At 51.2% G+C, this 16,172-nt stretch carries 14 protein-coding genes; 6 read left to right on the forward strand and 8 right to left on the reverse strand.

Annotated elements, in window-relative coordinates; genetic code table 11:
• The first annotated feature begins 8 nt into the window (after window positions 1-8).
• From Mal48_RS21400 to Mal48_RS21420, 5 genes are all read left to right on the forward strand, one after another.
• Window positions 9-341 carry a hypothetical protein gene (locus tag Mal48_RS21400; protein WP_145204667.1) on the forward strand — a complete coding sequence of 111 codons (333 nt, stop codon included), beginning with the start codon at window positions 9-11 and terminating at the stop codon, window positions 339-341.
• Between the two features lie 264 nt (window positions 342-605).
• Window positions 606-1,055, forward strand: a complete 450-nt coding sequence (locus Mal48_RS21405; protein ID WP_145204670.1) for a hypothetical protein — start codon at window positions 606-608, stop codon at window positions 1,053-1,055.
• Window positions 1,056-1,206: 151 nt separating this feature from the next.
• Window positions 1,207-1,716 carry a phage holin family protein gene (locus Mal48_RS21410; protein ID WP_145204673.1) on the forward strand — a complete coding sequence of 170 codons (510 nt, stop codon included), beginning with the start codon at window positions 1,207-1,209 and terminating at the stop codon, window positions 1,714-1,716.
• Window positions 1,717-1,873: 157 nt separating this feature from the next.
• Window positions 1,874-2,077: a hypothetical protein gene (locus tag Mal48_RS21415; protein WP_145204676.1), complete on the forward strand. Its 204-nt coding sequence runs from the start codon at window positions 1,874-1,876 to the stop codon at window positions 2,075-2,077.
• 168 nt (window positions 2,078-2,245) lie between these two features.
• Complete coding sequence (locus tag Mal48_RS21420; RefSeq protein WP_197441892.1) at window positions 2,246-3,571, forward strand: AI-2E family transporter; 1,326 nt, start codon at window positions 2,246-2,248, stop codon at window positions 3,569-3,571.
• A gap of 64 nt (window positions 3,572-3,635) precedes the next feature.
• Here Mal48_RS21420 and Mal48_RS21425 read toward each other — a convergent pair whose 3' ends face one another.
• The 3 genes from Mal48_RS21425 to Mal48_RS21435 all read right to left on the reverse strand — a co-directional run bounded on the left by Mal48_RS21425 (window position 3,636) and on the right by Mal48_RS21435 (window position 5,498).
• Window positions 3,636-4,391, reverse strand: a complete 756-nt coding sequence (locus Mal48_RS21425) for a hypothetical protein (protein WP_145204682.1) — start codon at window positions 4,389-4,391, stop codon at window positions 3,636-3,638.
• Window positions 4,392-4,564: 173 nt separating this feature from the next.
• The gene (locus Mal48_RS21430) at window positions 4,565-4,933 is read right to left on the reverse strand and encodes a hypothetical protein (RefSeq protein ID WP_145204685.1); all 369 of its coding nucleotides are present in this window, start codon (window positions 4,931-4,933) and stop codon (window positions 4,565-4,567) included.
• A 313-nt stretch (window positions 4,934-5,246) separates the two neighbouring features.
• Window positions 5,247-5,498 carry a hypothetical protein gene (locus Mal48_RS21435; RefSeq protein WP_145204688.1) on the reverse strand — a complete coding sequence of 84 codons (252 nt, stop codon included), beginning with the start codon at window positions 5,496-5,498 and terminating at the stop codon, window positions 5,247-5,249.
• 370 nt (window positions 5,499-5,868) lie between these two features.
• On the opposite strand from Mal48_RS21435, the gene Mal48_RS21440 reads away from it, so the two are divergent.
• Window positions 5,869-6,369 carry a zf-TFIIB domain-containing protein gene (locus Mal48_RS21440; RefSeq protein WP_197441893.1) on the forward strand — a complete coding sequence of 167 codons (501 nt, stop codon included), beginning with the start codon at window positions 5,869-5,871 and terminating at the stop codon, window positions 6,367-6,369.
• 84 nt (window positions 6,370-6,453) lie between these two features.
• On the opposite strand, the gene Mal48_RS21445 is transcribed toward Mal48_RS21440, so the two are convergent.
• From Mal48_RS21445 to Mal48_RS21465, 5 genes are all read right to left on the reverse strand, one after another.
• On the reverse strand, window positions 6,454-7,191 hold the full coding sequence (locus tag Mal48_RS21445; protein WP_145204694.1) for an ABC transporter ATP-binding protein: 738 nt from the start codon (window positions 7,189-7,191) through the stop codon (window positions 6,454-6,456).
• A 75-nt stretch (window positions 7,192-7,266) separates the two neighbouring features.
• Window positions 7,267-8,973, reverse strand: a complete 1,707-nt coding sequence (locus Mal48_RS21450; protein ID WP_145204697.1) for an ABC transporter permease — start codon at window positions 8,971-8,973, stop codon at window positions 7,267-7,269.
• A 163-nt stretch (window positions 8,974-9,136) separates the two neighbouring features.
• Window positions 9,137-10,537 (reverse strand): hypothetical protein, encoded by a 1,401-nt coding sequence (locus Mal48_RS21455; RefSeq protein ID WP_231739771.1) that lies wholly within the window; start codon window positions 10,535-10,537, stop codon window positions 9,137-9,139.
• 151 nt (window positions 10,538-10,688) lie between these two features.
• Window positions 10,689-11,837 carry an aminotransferase class V-fold PLP-dependent enzyme gene (locus tag Mal48_RS21460; RefSeq protein WP_197441895.1) on the reverse strand — a complete coding sequence of 383 codons (1,149 nt, stop codon included), beginning with the start codon at window positions 11,835-11,837 and terminating at the stop codon, window positions 10,689-10,691.
• Between the two features lie 92 nt (window positions 11,838-11,929).
• Entirely contained in the window at window positions 11,930-16,084 is a 4,155-nt protein-coding gene (locus Mal48_RS21465; RefSeq protein ID WP_145204706.1) for an FtsK/SpoIIIE domain-containing protein, read from the reverse strand.
• Window positions 16,085-16,172 lie beyond the last annotated feature (88 nt).

Genomic DNA, 16,172 nt, shown 5'->3' on the forward strand with positions numbered 1-16,172 from the left:
GAAGCAAGATGAATGGCTTTGATAAACAAGCGAATCCGACAGGTGTTCCGTTTCGCGGGACAGGAAAAGCAACCGATTTTCGCGATGTACAAGATTATCAGGAAGACCCGAATGTGAGTGGTTACGTCACAGAATTTTCGAAAGAGAATCCGCTCACCTCAGTTTTGTCAGTCTTTGGATTTGGCCTGATCGTGGGGGCTGGTGTTGCAGCAACTGTGATCTCTTCAAGGGAAAAGCAGATGTCAAATCACCATGCGTTTGGAGACTTCAGCAACATGCTTGGTGATTCGATGGCAAAGGTTGTCCCCGAGAAAATGCGAGGGGCATTCCACAGAAGCTAGCATTTTCAATGCTTCTCGGGCCCTTGAAGTACGTATTCGCAAGTCCACACGCTGATGCCACGAGACAGAACAGTTATGGCGGATTTTAGATTTGCTTTAGAGGGTCTTTCGAATTGGTGTTCAGGTTTCGCCTCGTGGCGAACATCAATTTCATGAGAGGAACGCAATGAAAGAAACGCGTTCTTCACGAGGAGGCGGTAAAGCAAACTGCTCTACTCAAAGTTTGTTCGAGCCCAACAAACAATTCTGTATTTGACTGGATTGATGATGCCTAGGAATGAAATTCAATGTGCGGAGGATGCTTGCCGGATTCGTGATCGAATGGGCCGCATTCGAAATCAAATGGATCGCGAGGTTCAGGGAATAAAAAAAGGAGCAGGGAATCTGCTCAGCATCCATCACCAGGTGAGATCACATCCTTGGATGGGAATCGGAGCTGCAGCCCTGATTGGATTTTTTATCGTTCCTGCGCGGAAGAAGCGACAAGAGATTCAGCTCGATGAGCAAACAGTTCAGAAGCTCATTGAACGTGGTGACATTCGAGTTGAAGCACACCGAAAACAGAAGAAATCATGGGTTCGTTCCGCAACGACCTTGGCGACCAATGCAGCCCTTCGAGCAGCCCTTGCCTACGCTGGGCAACAATTTGGGAAAGTTTCCAGCGTGATGGCAGCGGACAATAGACCGTCAGCGAACGAAGTTGAAGTCAACTGATTGAGCATTGCAATGAGCCCCCGATGGTCGAACGCAAGATGAGATGAAAAATGATAGGAAACGGAAAAACAAAATCGTTGACTTCACCTGAGATGCGAGAAGCTTCAGGCGAGAAAGGCTCGAAGACATCCTTTAAGCAAGAGGTGAATCGATGGAAAACGTGGGTACAAGACAATCCAGTAATCGCCCTGAGCGGAGCGATCGTGTGTGGAATGGCTCTCGGATGGGTGATCAAGAGAAAAGCGTAAAGCCGGAGGAGGGGCATGCCCCGCGTGAGCACGTGAGTAAAAATCTCAGGGGGTTAGTCGGCGATGCCATCAAGCTCGTTGATCTTCAGTTGCAACTTTTCACGGTGGATATTCAGGACTTTTGGAGCCAAGCCAAGATCGGCCTTGCTCTCGTCGTTTTCGCGAGCCTTACACTGATTTGCGGCTTGATGGTTTTGTTTTTCGGGCTCAGTGCTTTCCTGGAGAGTCAGCTCAACTGGTCGGAGCATGCAGCCTTTTTCACCGTCGGGATTTCGGGAATCGCGGTTGCGGCAGGACTGCTTTATTGGGCAGCGAAACGGATTACTTATTCGGCAGAAAAACTGACCCGTTCAAAAGAAGAACTATCAAAGAACCTGAGTTGGTTTCGAGACGCTTTCTCAGATGGTGATTAATGTCTTCGTTCACGAACAACTTCATGACGCAAACTTCTTGACGCAATCGAGGCTGATTTTCAAAACCTTTAGCACCTTTCTCTGCGTGTGAGCTTTCTCTACGTATGAGGCTGTGCAGAACTTTTACGCAACATGTTTTCAAATAGGGATCAATCCAATGAGTCAATCTGAATCTCAAACTGCCCCACTCGAACAGTACATGCCACGAAGAACAGCTGGCAAATCCTCTTCACGCCAACTCAATCCTGTTGAGGATGTCCAAGAGTATGTCGTCAAGTTCGCCAAGCAGCAGCCTCAGACAGCTGCTCTGTGGTGCTTCGGGATTGGCTTTCTTGTGGGCTGGAAGCTGAAGCCCTGGTAAGATTTTTCGCTCGAAATTTCCTGATGAAGCCCTGGCAAGACGACTGGAGTCGTCGTGGTTCATTTCACCTTCGATGAGATATCCAGTTTATGTCAGGGCTGAAATCTGAACTCCGTTTTCCGTGAGCATGATTACTTTACTGGTCCTGTTCTCACTTGAATGAATTTCATGAACACCTCAAGCAAGGTTGTTGACCCCACAAGCAAACCCTTAGCGGGGCGGACAGCGAGCGGATCGGATGATTCGGATTCGCAGCTCTCTCCAGTTGAAAAGCTCTCCTCACACGTTGATACACCTGCGAGCGAAATCACGGGTAACCAAAAGGAAGAGTCAGCCACAGTACGCACGTCGAGTCAATCTGCCAAGAGCGATGCTGCGGAGAGTGACGAAAGTCAGTCCCGAAAAACGTTGAGGAGATTTGTCCGCTTCGAACAGCGGGAGTCTGTGGCATTGATGATTCTTGCCGGGCTGGCAGTGCTTTATACACTCTTTTTGACGCGAGCGATTGCGCTTCCTATTACTTTCGCATTGCTCATTGCATTCACGTTGCGTCCCATTGTCCGTGCAATGAAACGGCGGAACATTCCCAACACCGTTGGGGCGTTGTTCATCGTTTTCATATTGGTATTGTTCAGCTTAGTCACAATCTTTCGTGTACTTGAACCTGCTCAGCAATGGTCGGCGGATGCGCCTCAAAACATCAAGCTTCTCAAAGAGAAACTTCAGCCGTTGCGAGAAAAGTTCGGCGGGATCTCCAAGTCTTCTGAAGTGATCCAAGATGCAACAAATGGCGGGACCGTCGAGCCGATCTCCGTTCAAATCAAGCAGTCGTCGCTTTCGAGTAACTTGGCGATCATGAGTACAACAGGAAACATCATCGGTAGTATGGTGCTGGTCCTGACGTTGACGTTCTTCTTCCTGGCCTACGGAGACGACCTGACAAACAGCGCGCTCCATCTGATGTCGACTTATTCAGAGAAGAAAAGAGCGGTCGAGCTGATTCACGGTGTCGAGCGGGGAATTGCTTCTTATCTGCTCACGGTGACTGTGATTAATTTTCTGTTGGGAGTTGCCGTCGCAAGTTCGATGTTTGTTTGTGGTGTCCCAAACCCGATGCTCTGGGGATTTATGGCGTTCAGTTTTAATTATATTCCGATCCTGGGAGCTCTCGCAGGAGGAGCAATCTTGCTTGCAGTCAGCTTCCTCGCCTTCGACTCGCTGCTCTATGCGTTTGTTCCACCAATGGTCTTTCTTACGTTGACCACCCTTGAGGGGAATTTTATCACCCCATCGATCCTGGGACGGAGAATGAAACTAAACCCGATCCTTGTTTTCCTCGCTCTGATTTTTTGGGGATGGGCCTGGGGACTCGGCGGAGCCATTCTAGCAGTCCCATTGCTCGCAATTACGAAAATAGCCTGCGAAGGTTTCGAACGAACTCTCCCGATCGCGATCATGATTGGTGACACTCGAGAACGTGGTGATCCCGAGTGATTGAGGTCACAACCGGTTTGGCTTGTAATGGCTCGCAATGGTTCGAAAGCCTTGGCCAGTCGGGTCACGCTGCCGAGCGGCTTGGTTGAGCGGAGACCAGCACGATTGAGAGTTCTATTGTGCGATCGTCTAAGTTGCGAAGCCCGCGACGGGCACTCACGCGGACACCATATGTTTGAAGCAAACTGAATTCGACCTGAACGTCTGAGTCCGAGCTTTCACACCAGCCTTCCGGGACAGACTGGAAAGCGGGAGAGACCGGAAGGTGACAATGGCGAATACGTTCTCCTGCTAGAAAGTGGACAGAGAGAGTTCCTTCGAGCCGTTCGGTCCCGTCGATAAGTCGAAACCGTTGCCAGGATTGAAGGATTTCCTCAGCTGCTGTTTCACTTTCCTCATCGCACGCTTGCAAGTTCTCTGGCGTTTCAGAAATCGTAGGGGAAACCAACACTGGCTCTGGCTCCTGAGATTCAGAGTCGTTCACAAATGCTGCTGTTAGAGGAATTACACACAACACGATCCCAAACATGGCTGCACTGATTCCCATGCTGAGCGGAGTTTCAAAAGAAATCAAACTGGCGGTGAACAGGCACGCCAGAATGCTCCCCAAGATTAGAGAAGCGAGAGCCCTGGGATTTTGCTTTCGACAAAAAGTGATTCCAAACACCGTTAGGACCAGAAACGGGATCGCTCCCAGGAAACTGACCGGCACGGAGGAGTCGACAATTTTGAGGAAAACGTCTGCTAAGACGCACGCAATGAGCAGGCCCAACAGCCAGCCAGGCCAGGCAGTGAGCACTTTTTGTTCTTGAATTCGCAAGGGAGTCCTTTCCCAGAAGTTTTGATGTCTCCCCGGAATATGTCGAAAAACCGAGAATAGGACAATGTCTGTTCTGAAAAGCTTGAAAAACGAACAGAACCGGCCACTTTCGGTGACCGGCTCTGTTCGTTTTGCGTCGATTTGACTCGTGAATTCGAGGTCGTTCGCTCCGTTTACCTGGCTCGTGCTGGTGTCGGTGAAAGATGATTTTGTTTGATGACTTCCTGAGTTGGAGGATCGCAGCTGATTGAGCATTGATTCCAGTCACATTCATCCTGTGTATCAACAAAAACCGACCCAGTCGTGATCGACTTGAATCCACAGTACCCTCCGAACCGTTTACGGGCACTGAATCCGGAGTAGCAATAACTTTGATTTAAGGAGCCAAACGCGTCTCCAACATCATTCAATTCTTGAGTCACAGCGTGTTGCACTTCGCTGAGGCCAACAATCATTCCGATAACCAGCAAGGTTGCTATGAGAATGAGTTCCGCCGAGACGATAAAGCCGGTTTCATCGTTGAAGAGTGTCAGTAAAAGCATGGCATGTTTCCCTAAGTTATCTTTAAAGTGAGACAGTGAATTCAGCTCGAATCGCCAGACTCCCTGGTTGAGACCATCCTGAAGCGTCTTCGTGAGCTTGTTACAAGTCGATTAGTTTGCTCTACCGTGTGCCCGTCTAAAGCGAGATCGCGACTTCATAGACTGAAGTCACGAAGCCGAGAGCGATAGCATTTTTGAAAGAGTGTTCGGATTCTGTCTCGTGAAGTTCAGTCTTTCCTCGACCAAAAAATTTCTTTACGGACTTGAAAGCACGAACGTTCTCTGGTGTTTCAGAGATGAGAGATTCAGTCAGTCAGGTTGCGTTTCCAACTGACTGAATCAGCTCATCACAGGGAACTGAAGAGAGCGGGCGACCTGGGATCAGCAGGTCAGGGAACAGTGCTCTCTCAGTTGCGTTGTATTGATTACGGCCTTGGCGGCCATGTTTATCGTTACTGCTTGTGTAATCGTGGCAATACGCACAGCCCGTGCCAGTTGTAGAATTCGCACAATCGCTGTAATCGGACTTTTTCTGTAAGCGTTGTTCTACAATGGACTTACGCATGGGTGAGCGTGTTGGAAGCGATCATTGACACATCAGAGATGGCTGAATACCGCCTGAAGGTTGAACGGAATGTCTTTATCGATGTTCAATAGTTTGAACATCTCTTGAGCGTCAAAGTTCCCTGACGTATCGGATTCGCCGAATTGATGTTCGGGTTCTGTCTCGTTGAGTACCACGTTTCTTGAGAAGACCGTTTCTTTACGTTCACAGGCAAGCATGAATCTGCTCTTGGGAGGCTGAAGAAGAAAAGAGTCACTTCCTGATGGCTCAACTCGACCTATAGTTTTCTCGAGAGTCGAGAGAGTGTTCACGTCAGAGCAAATGGCTCGATAGAGCAGTTTTGAAAAAGATGAACGAGAAAGCGAATGCGATGAAGTGTCAGAGTTGTGGTGGCCCCTTAAACGAAACAGCTGGCCGTGGACGGTTGGTCTGCACATATTGTGGAACGCTGAACGTTCCGAAAGCGGGCAGACTCTCTGCGGATCGCATCACACTGCTCGAAGAGTTCAGCGACCATCGATGCCCCAGTTGCGAGCAGCAACTCTCCAGAGCGATGGCTGACGAGGCATTCGTTGAGAGCTGTTCGAGTTGTCAGGGGATTCTTTTCGAAAGAGACGTCTTTATGTCTGTCGCTTGGGATCGGCGAGGACAGTTTCAGGGAGCCGAAGAGACGCCGATTCCTATCGATCCAGCAGAACTCAAAGAACGTCGTGACTGCCCGAAGTGCCAGCAGTCGATGGAAACACACCCCTATTATGGCCCCGGAAATGCAGTCATCGATTCGTGTCACCGCTGTCATCTCGTCTGGCTCGATGTTGGCGAGCTCACCGCTATCGAGCGTGCCCCCGGCCAGCGCCAGCTTCGTAGTTGATTGATTCGCTTCCAGCCTGCCGGGTTTTACCTGGCATCCGAAAGCAAATAGGAAACCGCCCCTGCGAAAATGGAAAGCTGGGTGCTATGCTGCTTCGTTGAGAGCTTGGATTCGGCCTTCGCTCAGGCGGACGATGCGTTGTGCCTGCTGTGCGATGTTGTCATCGTGAGTCACCATGACAATAGTCAGCTTCCGCTCATCATTGAGTTTGTGAAGCAGTGTCATGATTTCCCCACCAGTGTGACTGTCGAGGTTACCGGTCGGTTCATCTGCCAGCAGGATGCTGGGATCACCGATCAGAGCGCGAGCGATGGCGGCTCGCTGCATTTCTCCCCCGGAAAGTTCAGAGGGTTTGTGACTGAGCCGATGGTCGAGTCCCACCTGTTTGGTGATTTCGATGGCCTTCTCTTTGAATTCGTTTTTCCGCTTCCAGTACTCCCAGGTTGAGTGACGAATCATCAGCGGTGAGAGAACATTTTCGAGCAGCGTCAATTCTGGCAACAGGTGATAGAACTGGAAAACGAAGCCGAAAACGTGGTTGCGGAGTTGATCGCGAGTTGTCGCCGGGAGGTTGTCGATACGGTTGCCGTCCAGCCAGACTTCTCCGACGTCCGGTTCATCGAGCAGGCCGAGCAAGTGCATGAGAGTGCTCTTTCCCGAACCGGATTGCCCGACGATGGACAGGAACTCGCCACGTCCGACGTTTGCGTCCACACCTCGCAAGACAGGAACTTTGTGCTCACCTTTCAGGTAGGCTTTGTCGAGGGCTTTTGCACGCAAGTGAAGTGGTGGGGTCATGGGAAGTGTCGGCGGTTGAGACATTAGGAACTCGTCTTGAGGGCCTCGCTGTCAAGGATCCTTTTGACAGCAAATGCGACAGTGCTATTTGTATCGAAACTATTCGTATCGAAGTGCCTGAACTGGATGTAAACGGGCAGCACGCCGAGCGGGGAGGACACTTGCCAGCACAGCGATCACGATTGCCCCGATCGCCACCCACACAACTGTGGCAGGGTGCACGACTGTGGGAATTTCACGGAAGTAGTAGATGGCTTCGTCGAAGACTTTTCGGCCGGTGATCATCGAAAGGAGTTTCTCGATTTCATTGATATACCGCACGAACAGCAGTCCAAGAATCACACCCACTCCACTTCCGACGACTCCCAAGGAAAGACCGTACGAAAGGAAAATCATCATGACACCTCTCGAACTGGCTCCGAGTGCTTTCAGGATGCCGATGTCGCGAGTTTTCTCAACGACGATCATGTAGAAGATCGCCAGAATTCCGAAGCCAGCAACGGTGATGATTAAGAATAACAGGACATTCAGAATCGCAGATTCCATCGCGACTGCTTCGAGCAACGGTCCCTGTTTTTCTTCCCAGGTCCGCACCTGAAAGGTTCCCGGTTCGAGTCCGGAACGGAGTCGACGAACAACTTCGCTGGCGTCGTTGTAGTTCTTCAGTTTGATTTGCAGCGACGTGACCGCGCCATTCTTCCAGTCAAGATTTTCTTCCGGTTTCGTCGGATCGGGTGAGAACAACATTCCGCGAGCCATTTGCAATTGTTCGAGATTGCAATAGACGAGGTTCGAGTCGTACTCACTCATTCCACTTTTGAAAACGTCGCAGACTGTTGCTTTGAAGTTGGCAGGTTCTGGCTTACCAGTCTTGATCGTGGTCAAGTTGACGTCCTGCCCCGGTTTGACCATGTACATTACGTGTGTGATCCCGGTCGCTTTATCCTTGTAAGGAAAGCTGACCAGACCAGCCCCAATGTAAATGCGTCCGAACAAAGGAGCAGTTGGATCGGTTTTCTCTTTGGTGGCATTGGAGAGAAACGGATCGTCATGATTGAAAACCGGTGGGGCGTCCTGACTTGGAGTCAGCGCTTTGATTTCCTGATCCGTTCCGGAAACCTGAACGAACGGATCTTCCCAGTTTTCCAGACTCGGTGGTTCGCTTGCGGCTGCAAGTTCTACACCCTGCTCTTGAGGGGCGGGCGCTTGTTGCGGGGTATTCGCGACGAGAGGGACGCCAGAGGTGACTCGCTCGCTGTATTGGTGATCGAACTGTTCTTTGAACTGTTCCCATTCAACCCATTCTTTGCGAGTTTCCTGAGCCTCTTCGGTCAGTTCCCAATTGAGTGGTTCATCGAGCGAACGCTGAGCTCTTCGAACGATTTCATCCCCTTCGGTGATGTCCTGCCGACTGAGCATGTAGCCAGCAAATGGACTGACACGGTTTTTTCCTGCAGGATCAATTCCGACAAGCGTCACCGGTCGATAAACAGTTTGACCAGCCCAGTCGAAACTGACCATTCCGTAGATTTCTACGGTCGGAGTCATCGCTTCGATGTAATTGCCAGCCAGTCTTTCGACCTCAGCCATGAGATGCCGGGGGTCGTCGGTCCCATCCGTACTGGTGGTTTCGATCATCACGTCGGAAAGAATGGCGTGAATCCGATCCTTCATCTGGCTGCTAAAGCCAGACATGACACTATTGACGACAATCATTGTGGCGACACCCAATGTCACACTAATGATGCTCGCCAGAGCAATATAGCGGGTCCGCAGGTATCGATTCGCTAATAAAAACTTGTACATTCGCACTCCTTTGCGATCGGCGACTGGCCGATTTCGCCGGAGTGTAGCGCAGATCACGACTTGAGTCGAGGCGAGATTTTAGAGCCTCTTCAGACTACTCAAGTCTTGCGTAAGTCTCTTTTGTTCCAGTGCTTACGTGATTTTTTATGTGCCTGGGTCTCTGTCAAAAACCGATTACGGCATAGATCAAAATTGCAAAACTGCTCGAAATTGCGATCCCACTCCACGCTGCCAGCAGAGGAAGGCTGAACTTCTGGAGGTGACCGCTTTCCATTTGTTCAGTCGGCTGTTCTACTTTTTGTAAATAACGCACCATTCCTGTGGTCGAGATCAGCAGGGACAATGCAAACAGCACCAGCTTGGTTGCTCCTGTTGGGGTTTCTGTCGAAAGCGGCAGGCTTGCTTGCCAGAGAAGAAAGTTTCCGACACCGCCCGATGTGATCGCGAGCATCGATACGCCGATCAAACCGTAAGCCAAATTGTTCTCTGTCAGCTTCCCGGAACGGATCAACTCTTCGCGGAGAGACAACAGGATGAGTGCAGCGAATTGTGTGAGTGATGAGAGCAGGAGGATGATCATCCCGAGCTCTGGAACAGTCACCAATAAAAATAACGTGAGATGCTGCGACCAGACGACGAGTCGAGCCAACCGCAGCGATGAACTCGCATCCGCCATCAGCAAGAACGATGTGTAAGCCAATCCCAGCAACGCCGGGATCTCCAAGACTTCGCAGACTCCAAGCCAGGTTCCCGGATCAGGTTGAATCAAAATTTTGTAAGTCAGCAGAAGTGCGACCTTCGAGACAACGATGAGTCCCACACGAAGTTGCAGCGAGCCGTCCTCAAACAGTTGTACAATTTGAGTGTGAAACGGAACCAATCCCGATAAAAATCCGATGCCGAGCAAAATCGAAAGGGCTGGCAAGAGCTGATATTGCTTCCAGAGAAAATCGGCAGCTGGGTGCTGATCGGTCGATCTTTGAATCAGACTCGTCAGATCCGAGAGAATCGTGGTGCTGGCTCCTGGAAGACCGTGAGGGGCTGAGCGAACAAAAGCAGCACAGGCGACCAGCCACGCCAATCCGGCAAAGAGCCAGAACCACCCGATGGTTTGCTGTCGCAGGACGGCTTCTCCCTGTTTCGTCGCCAAGGGGATCAGTGAGAGTGAGGCAAACGCAGCCCCAGCCATGAGCGTAAGCACGTCGTTCGAGACGATCAAAACTGTCGCTCCCAGCAGCAGAGAAGAGAGCGAAGAAACCGCCGGATGCGGGCTTCGGTTCTGCCAGCAGCAGGTGATTGTCGCCAGCGGCAAGATCACAAGGATCGGCCAGCTGACGAAGTCGAATCGAAATGAAATGGAATTCAGAATCCCGCTGGCAGATTCGGGAGTGGATGTGGGGATTCGCCATTCAATGAATGCTTCGGCACTCGCATCTTGCGACCATAGGAGAACGCCGAGGATGAGCCACGTCATTGAGTGGAAGAGAGAGCAGATGGTGAGGAATCGCTTGCCTGTTTCCTCTTTTGAGCGAGAGCGAAGTTGCACAAGCGTAAGTGTGCTCAATACGTGTAGTAACACGCAGTTGGCCAACATTTCAGAAGAAAATTGAAACACACTGACAGCTTGTCTGGGACATAACGCAAAGCGTCTTCGGCAGGGAACCGAAAACGAAACGCGAATCATAGAATGAGAACCTGTGCTCTTCTACGTCAAATCAAAGGCGAATTGGGTGTGCTTTGATTTTCTCAAGGGCCTGTGAAAGTTGCTGGGCGGCGATGGCTCCCTGCAAGAGAAATGGGTGATGTAAGATCACGAGCGACTCATGGGCTGCGTCAGCATGTTCGAGACGACCGGCTTGCCGGAATCGTCGCCGCGAATGAATCCGGTGAAGTGCCGCAAACCCCGGATCGAATGGGATTCCCTCAGCTCGCATCGCCCGACAAAACGTTTCTCGCGACAGCCCGGCAAAGGAGTCTGCATCGTACCAGAAGCCGAGTTTGTAGTAATCAGCTGTGGTCTCCGGTCGTGTTGAGAAAGGGCAAAGGCCCTGTAATTGATCCGACAAGTTGCGGATTGCAGTCACCGCTTCTAAGCGTCGTTGGTGTCGGTCTCTAAGTTGATCAAGTTGTGGTTCGAGAATCGCAGCTTGCATTTCTGACAGCGGATAAGCTTCATTCCCGCGTTGAGTATAGAGCCGAATTCGCTGAGCAATGTCATCTCGACAGGTCAGTACGGCTCCGCCTCTTCCCGCTGAGAGAAGTTTGGAACCGCCAAAGCTGAGCACAGCGACATCTCCGAATTTGCCAACGCTTTGCTTATCAATGCTTGCCTGGCTGGATGTCTGACAGCAGTCTTCAATGATGCTCAATCCGTGAGTCTGGGCAACTTCGCGGAGCTTCGGCATGTCGACCATTCCCCCGTGTAAATGGGAGGTCAGAATTGCTTTTGTTTGAGGAGAAATAGCCTGCTCGATTTCTGCGACATCAAGTTGCCCGTCATCTTTAGAAATGTCGACCAGAACCGGTGTTGCTCCGAGGAGGGTCACGTTGATGAAGTTCGCTTTGAAGTCGTAAGCAGCGAGGATGACTTCGTCACCGTTGCTGATTTTCAGCCCGCGTAATGCCAGTTCGACGGCTGCCGTTCCGCTGGAGGTGAGTAAAACATGCTCTGCCTGATACGCAGCTTTCAGCAGTTTGACCAGCTGAGTTGTATGCTCTGCATGATACTTTCCCCAAGCTCCCGACGCTTGTAGTTCTGTGAAGACCTGCTGGATGGCAGCGTCTGAAATGGGCCACGCGGGTGGACCATTCGGAAGCACAGGCTCGCCGCCTGAGAGAGCAGGGATGTTAGATGGAGTAGACACGCAGAGGTTGTAAGCTGATCTTGCCTTCGACTTCAAGTGCGAGTCGAGAGCTTGTTGTTTCAGAATCTTTCGAGAAGTTCGAGAAGATGTTGTTACAGAATGCTGAACTCATCCAGATCGGTAGCGAATCCACCAATGGAGCCGTGCTTCATTGTTTGGGTGAATTGGTCCAACCATTCTTGCGGTGGGACTCCGTAAGGCCGAAATTTTTCTGACAATCCGGTCTCTTCGCGATGCAGGAAGGCCCGATGCGCTCCCAACCGGGATGCGATAGGCGATTCGATCAAATTGCTGGAGTCGGCCTGATTCATTTGCATGGCGACACGAAGTTCGAACTCTTTCATTGTGTTTCGGCTGAAGCAACGCTCGACATTGTTGTACGAATCGCACCAGATCACGAAATGAATCCCGAAGATTGGTCCCTCTGTGAGCAGGTTCGAGAAAAGTTTTCCCGGGTCCGCCGGTTTCTCCTCCGCAGAGCTTCCGAATCCTCCCAGTCCGTAGTCGTCTTCGACTTTGCGCAGGTCGCGAAACTTGGCGATGTTGTGGATGAGGACGAAGACAGGAGGGTGTTGGTCGTCTGGGTTTTCCGTTCTGCGTTCCAGTTCTGCAGTCAGAGATTCCAATGACTCTGCTGCTTCTCGGGGGGTGACATACTGAGTGGCAGTGGGCAGGCTGTTCAAGATTGTTTTCCACTGCTTCGCTTCCTCCGTTTCGGGAGGATTCCCATCAAAGAGGTGGAGCGTCGGAAATGTTGGTTCGGCAGAACTGGAGGCTGCGAACGTGATTGCCGCAGAGGTTAAAATTCCGGTGGCTGTGAGGGAATCCTGTCCGACGACGAGAAGATGGCTTCCGCTTTGGCGATGGAATTGAATCGCTGTGGGTGGTTGAATTTCAACGGCATCGCCCAGCCAGATCGTCGGGGCGGGCAGAGGGTTTTCTCTTGTCGAGAAGGTCTCTCCCAGCTTCTGGAGTTCTTGGTTGACGCGCAGGTCGGACGGAATGTTTCCTTCAAAGACGATCGGTGGATCGCTTTCAATTCCAAGGCGTTCCGTCTTCTTATTCAAGGTCTCCAGGTATTCGCGACGCTCCTGATCTCCCAGCCAGCCAATTTGAAACGGATGGTTTCCTTGCATCATTCCGTTGGCATCGTTGTAGATCGCTTCTCCCGGACGTGTGAGGAGTCGGGCTGCAGTGTTCTCTTCGCTGAGAATCAAATGTGCATCGGATTCGCTGCACTGCAAAGCGACACGCACCGCAACTTGCCCCAAGGTTGTCCGCGCTAAAGAGTACGCCCCACCGAGGGTTTGTGATCCGAGAATCACATGGACACCAAATGCACGTCCTTGCCGAACCAGACGGTCCAACAGTTTTGAAGCGGTGTCGCTGAGTTTGTCATCTTCAATGAAGAATTCCTGGAATTCATCGACAATGAGCAAGATGCGAGGCAGAGGAGTGTTCGGATTCACATCACGAAACCCAGCCACATCCTGTACGCCATGCCGGCGAAACAATTCACCACGTTCTTCGAGGACTTGATCGAGTCGTTGTAACGCACTCACACCGAATTCGCGGTCACTTTCAATCGCGATCACTTTCGCGTGCGGCAAATGGCTCGTTGCGTAATCTTTGAATTCGACTCCTTTCTTGAAGTCGATCAGGAAGAAATTTACTTCATCGGGACCGTAATGCAGCGCCAGGTTGGTAATCATGATGTGCAAAAAAGTCGACTTCCCGGAACCGGTTTTTCCGGCGACCAACATATGTTGGGAAGTTCCTTTACCCAGTCGCATCGTTTGCAACTTGGTCGCTCCCGCCCGGCCCAAGGGGATTTCGAGTTCGTGTCGCGAATCCCGGCTCCAGATTTCACTTGGTTGAGGAGCGATTCGGTCAAAGGAGACTTCCACTCGCCGTGCGTCTTTGGATGCCTCTCCCACCATCTTGACGATGGACGTAAACTGAACCGGTTCAGGAGGAGGATCAAGACTAATCGGCCAGGGAGCCAAGGCGGGTTCTGTCGCATGAAAATTCTCATCCCGCCACTCGTAGCTGGTCATGTGGGGGACAAGGTCGGTCAATTCGAAATTGTTCGGCAGCGGTTTCGTGGGGTCCATGTTCATCAAGGTGTAAACCCCGCACCGTGGTCCGCTATTCACGATGCTGACCAATCGACGTGCTGCAATCTCGCTGAATTTTGCCGGGAAATCGCTGATGACGAGAACATGATACGGCTCTGCCACTTCTCCGGCAGACTCGTTGTATTCTTCAATCGTTTGAAATTCGTTTCGCAAGTAGGTTTGGAAGACGTTCTCCATATGCTCTGTTAAATCTGCCAGACGAGCTTCAATCTGTCCGGTCTCCGTCCAGATTCGATTTGTCACCATTAACTCATCGTAGTCTGCAAGGTGCATGAAGCCGCCAAAACTTTCACCCAGGCCGATGGGGTCGATCAACGTGAAGCGGAGTTTGCCAGGTGGGATCAGTAAGAGCATCCGTAGCATCATCGTTTGCAGAGCATCGATGGCTTGGGTTCGGGCTGTGTGGTTCGGAGACTTGAACAACGTGGAGGTCGTTCCGGGGAATTCAACTTGTCCGGGAAGTGAAAACGTTGTTGTTCGAGGGGCGAGTCTCATTTCCTCTGGAATGGCGTCCGGCCAGTTGTGGAGATCAATGTTTAAACGACCATGTCGGATTCCGCGCGGCATTGTTTTGCTCGGTGACCAGTTCTCCACCGTGATGTCGTTCCAGTCCTGGTTCGTTGCCTGATCTGCCTGATTGATCGTGTTGATGGTTTCAAGAAATTGATTGCATGACGTTTCCCAGAAACTTTTCAACGAGGTCCAGAGTTCTGTGTTCTGGCGACTCTGCTCGCTCTGGATTTGATTTAACCGGGATTCAAGATTCTCAATCATCTCGCCCCAGCGTGTTTTCGCTTCGTCTAATCGTCTTTGATGTCCCGAATCAATTTGCTGAAGCTGTCGATCTCGCTGAGAGATCGTCTCTGCACGTTCTTCTGTGTATTTGGCTTCTTCCTGTTTCAGATTCTCCTGACGTTCGGTTTCGATTCCTCGGATGATCTCAGCGTGAGTCGCTTCGTAGCGATTCAGTGCGAGATCACGCTCACGTTCAATGCGTCGTTGCTTTGCATCTCGTATCTTTCCCTGTTTTTTGAGGTCTTCCTGAACGAGGTTCATCCATTGTGCGTGCGACCATTGTGCGTCGTTGTGAAGTTGTTCAAGCTGGCGAAACAGGTCCGATTGACGCATTGCGCCCAGCGAATACAGGATTGTCGTCATCAGCAGGCCAGCTACCATGCCCCCGCCGGAAGCGATACCGACCCAACTCGGCTGAAACCTGACTCCCTGAACGCCGGCGAGTGAAGGGTCGACAAACATGTAGATCGGGATCGTGGCAATCAAGGTGAAGACTGCGAAGACAGCCAAGCCGCGAAACCCGGAAAACAGGCGTGGGATGATCAAGGAGCGGAGTGTTTGGAAGACTGAATCAGAGGTTTCGATGATTTTTTTGAATTGCTCAAGAGCTCCGGCAGCTTTCTTGTAGGCTCTCCCGTGTGGCGGTGTTTCATCGATCGTCCAGTTTCTCTCCTCAGCCAGACTCTTCAACTGCGTCTCAAAAGCGAGCAGAAAACTCTCCTGCTCTTCCTGTGTTTTCAGTTGAATCGACTCGAACTTTTGGTATTCACGCAGCGGGCTGTCTTCAGCAGAGTCGTCCAGCACCGACGAAACAACCCATTCGCTGTCTTCGCGTTTTTGTTCGAGTTGCGATGCGGCCTGATCCGCCTGGGCGTTTAAGCTACGAACGAGCATCTCGTAGGAGTTCTGATGTTGTTCAAGTTCCTTCTGGAAGTGATCGCTCGTGTCGTTGCGAACAGAGAGGTACTCCTCTTCGAGTTGTTTGATTTCTTGTGAGTACCGCTCTTTGGCAGTCTCCAGCTGAGCTCGAAGGTCGACTTGTTCTGGACTGGGACCGGCTTTTAATTCGGACAATCGCTCTTCCTGTCGCCGTCGTTCAGCGACGTCAACCGCAAAGCGTGTGAGCAATGATCCGTAGTCAGACATTCGGGCCTCAACCAGTTTTATGTTCTTCTTCCGATTAGAAATGATCGGGGATTGAGAAGGTGAGGGCAACTCTGATTGGTTTCGATCGGGATGATCGGGCCATTGATGCTCCCTGTTCGATTTTTCGGCGGTCGATTTGCCGTTGCTGAGTAAAGAAGTTGGCTGCATCGCAATACCTTCTAATTCAGACGTAGAGCATCTTCTATGCTTGTCGTGCCTGTGAAGCTCACTTCCATGGCTTCATGCCACGAGACTG

The organism is Thalassoglobus polymorphus, assembly GCF_007744255.1.
Taxonomy (GTDB): Bacteria; Planctomycetota; Planctomycetia; order Planctomycetales; family Planctomycetaceae; genus Thalassoglobus; species Thalassoglobus polymorphus.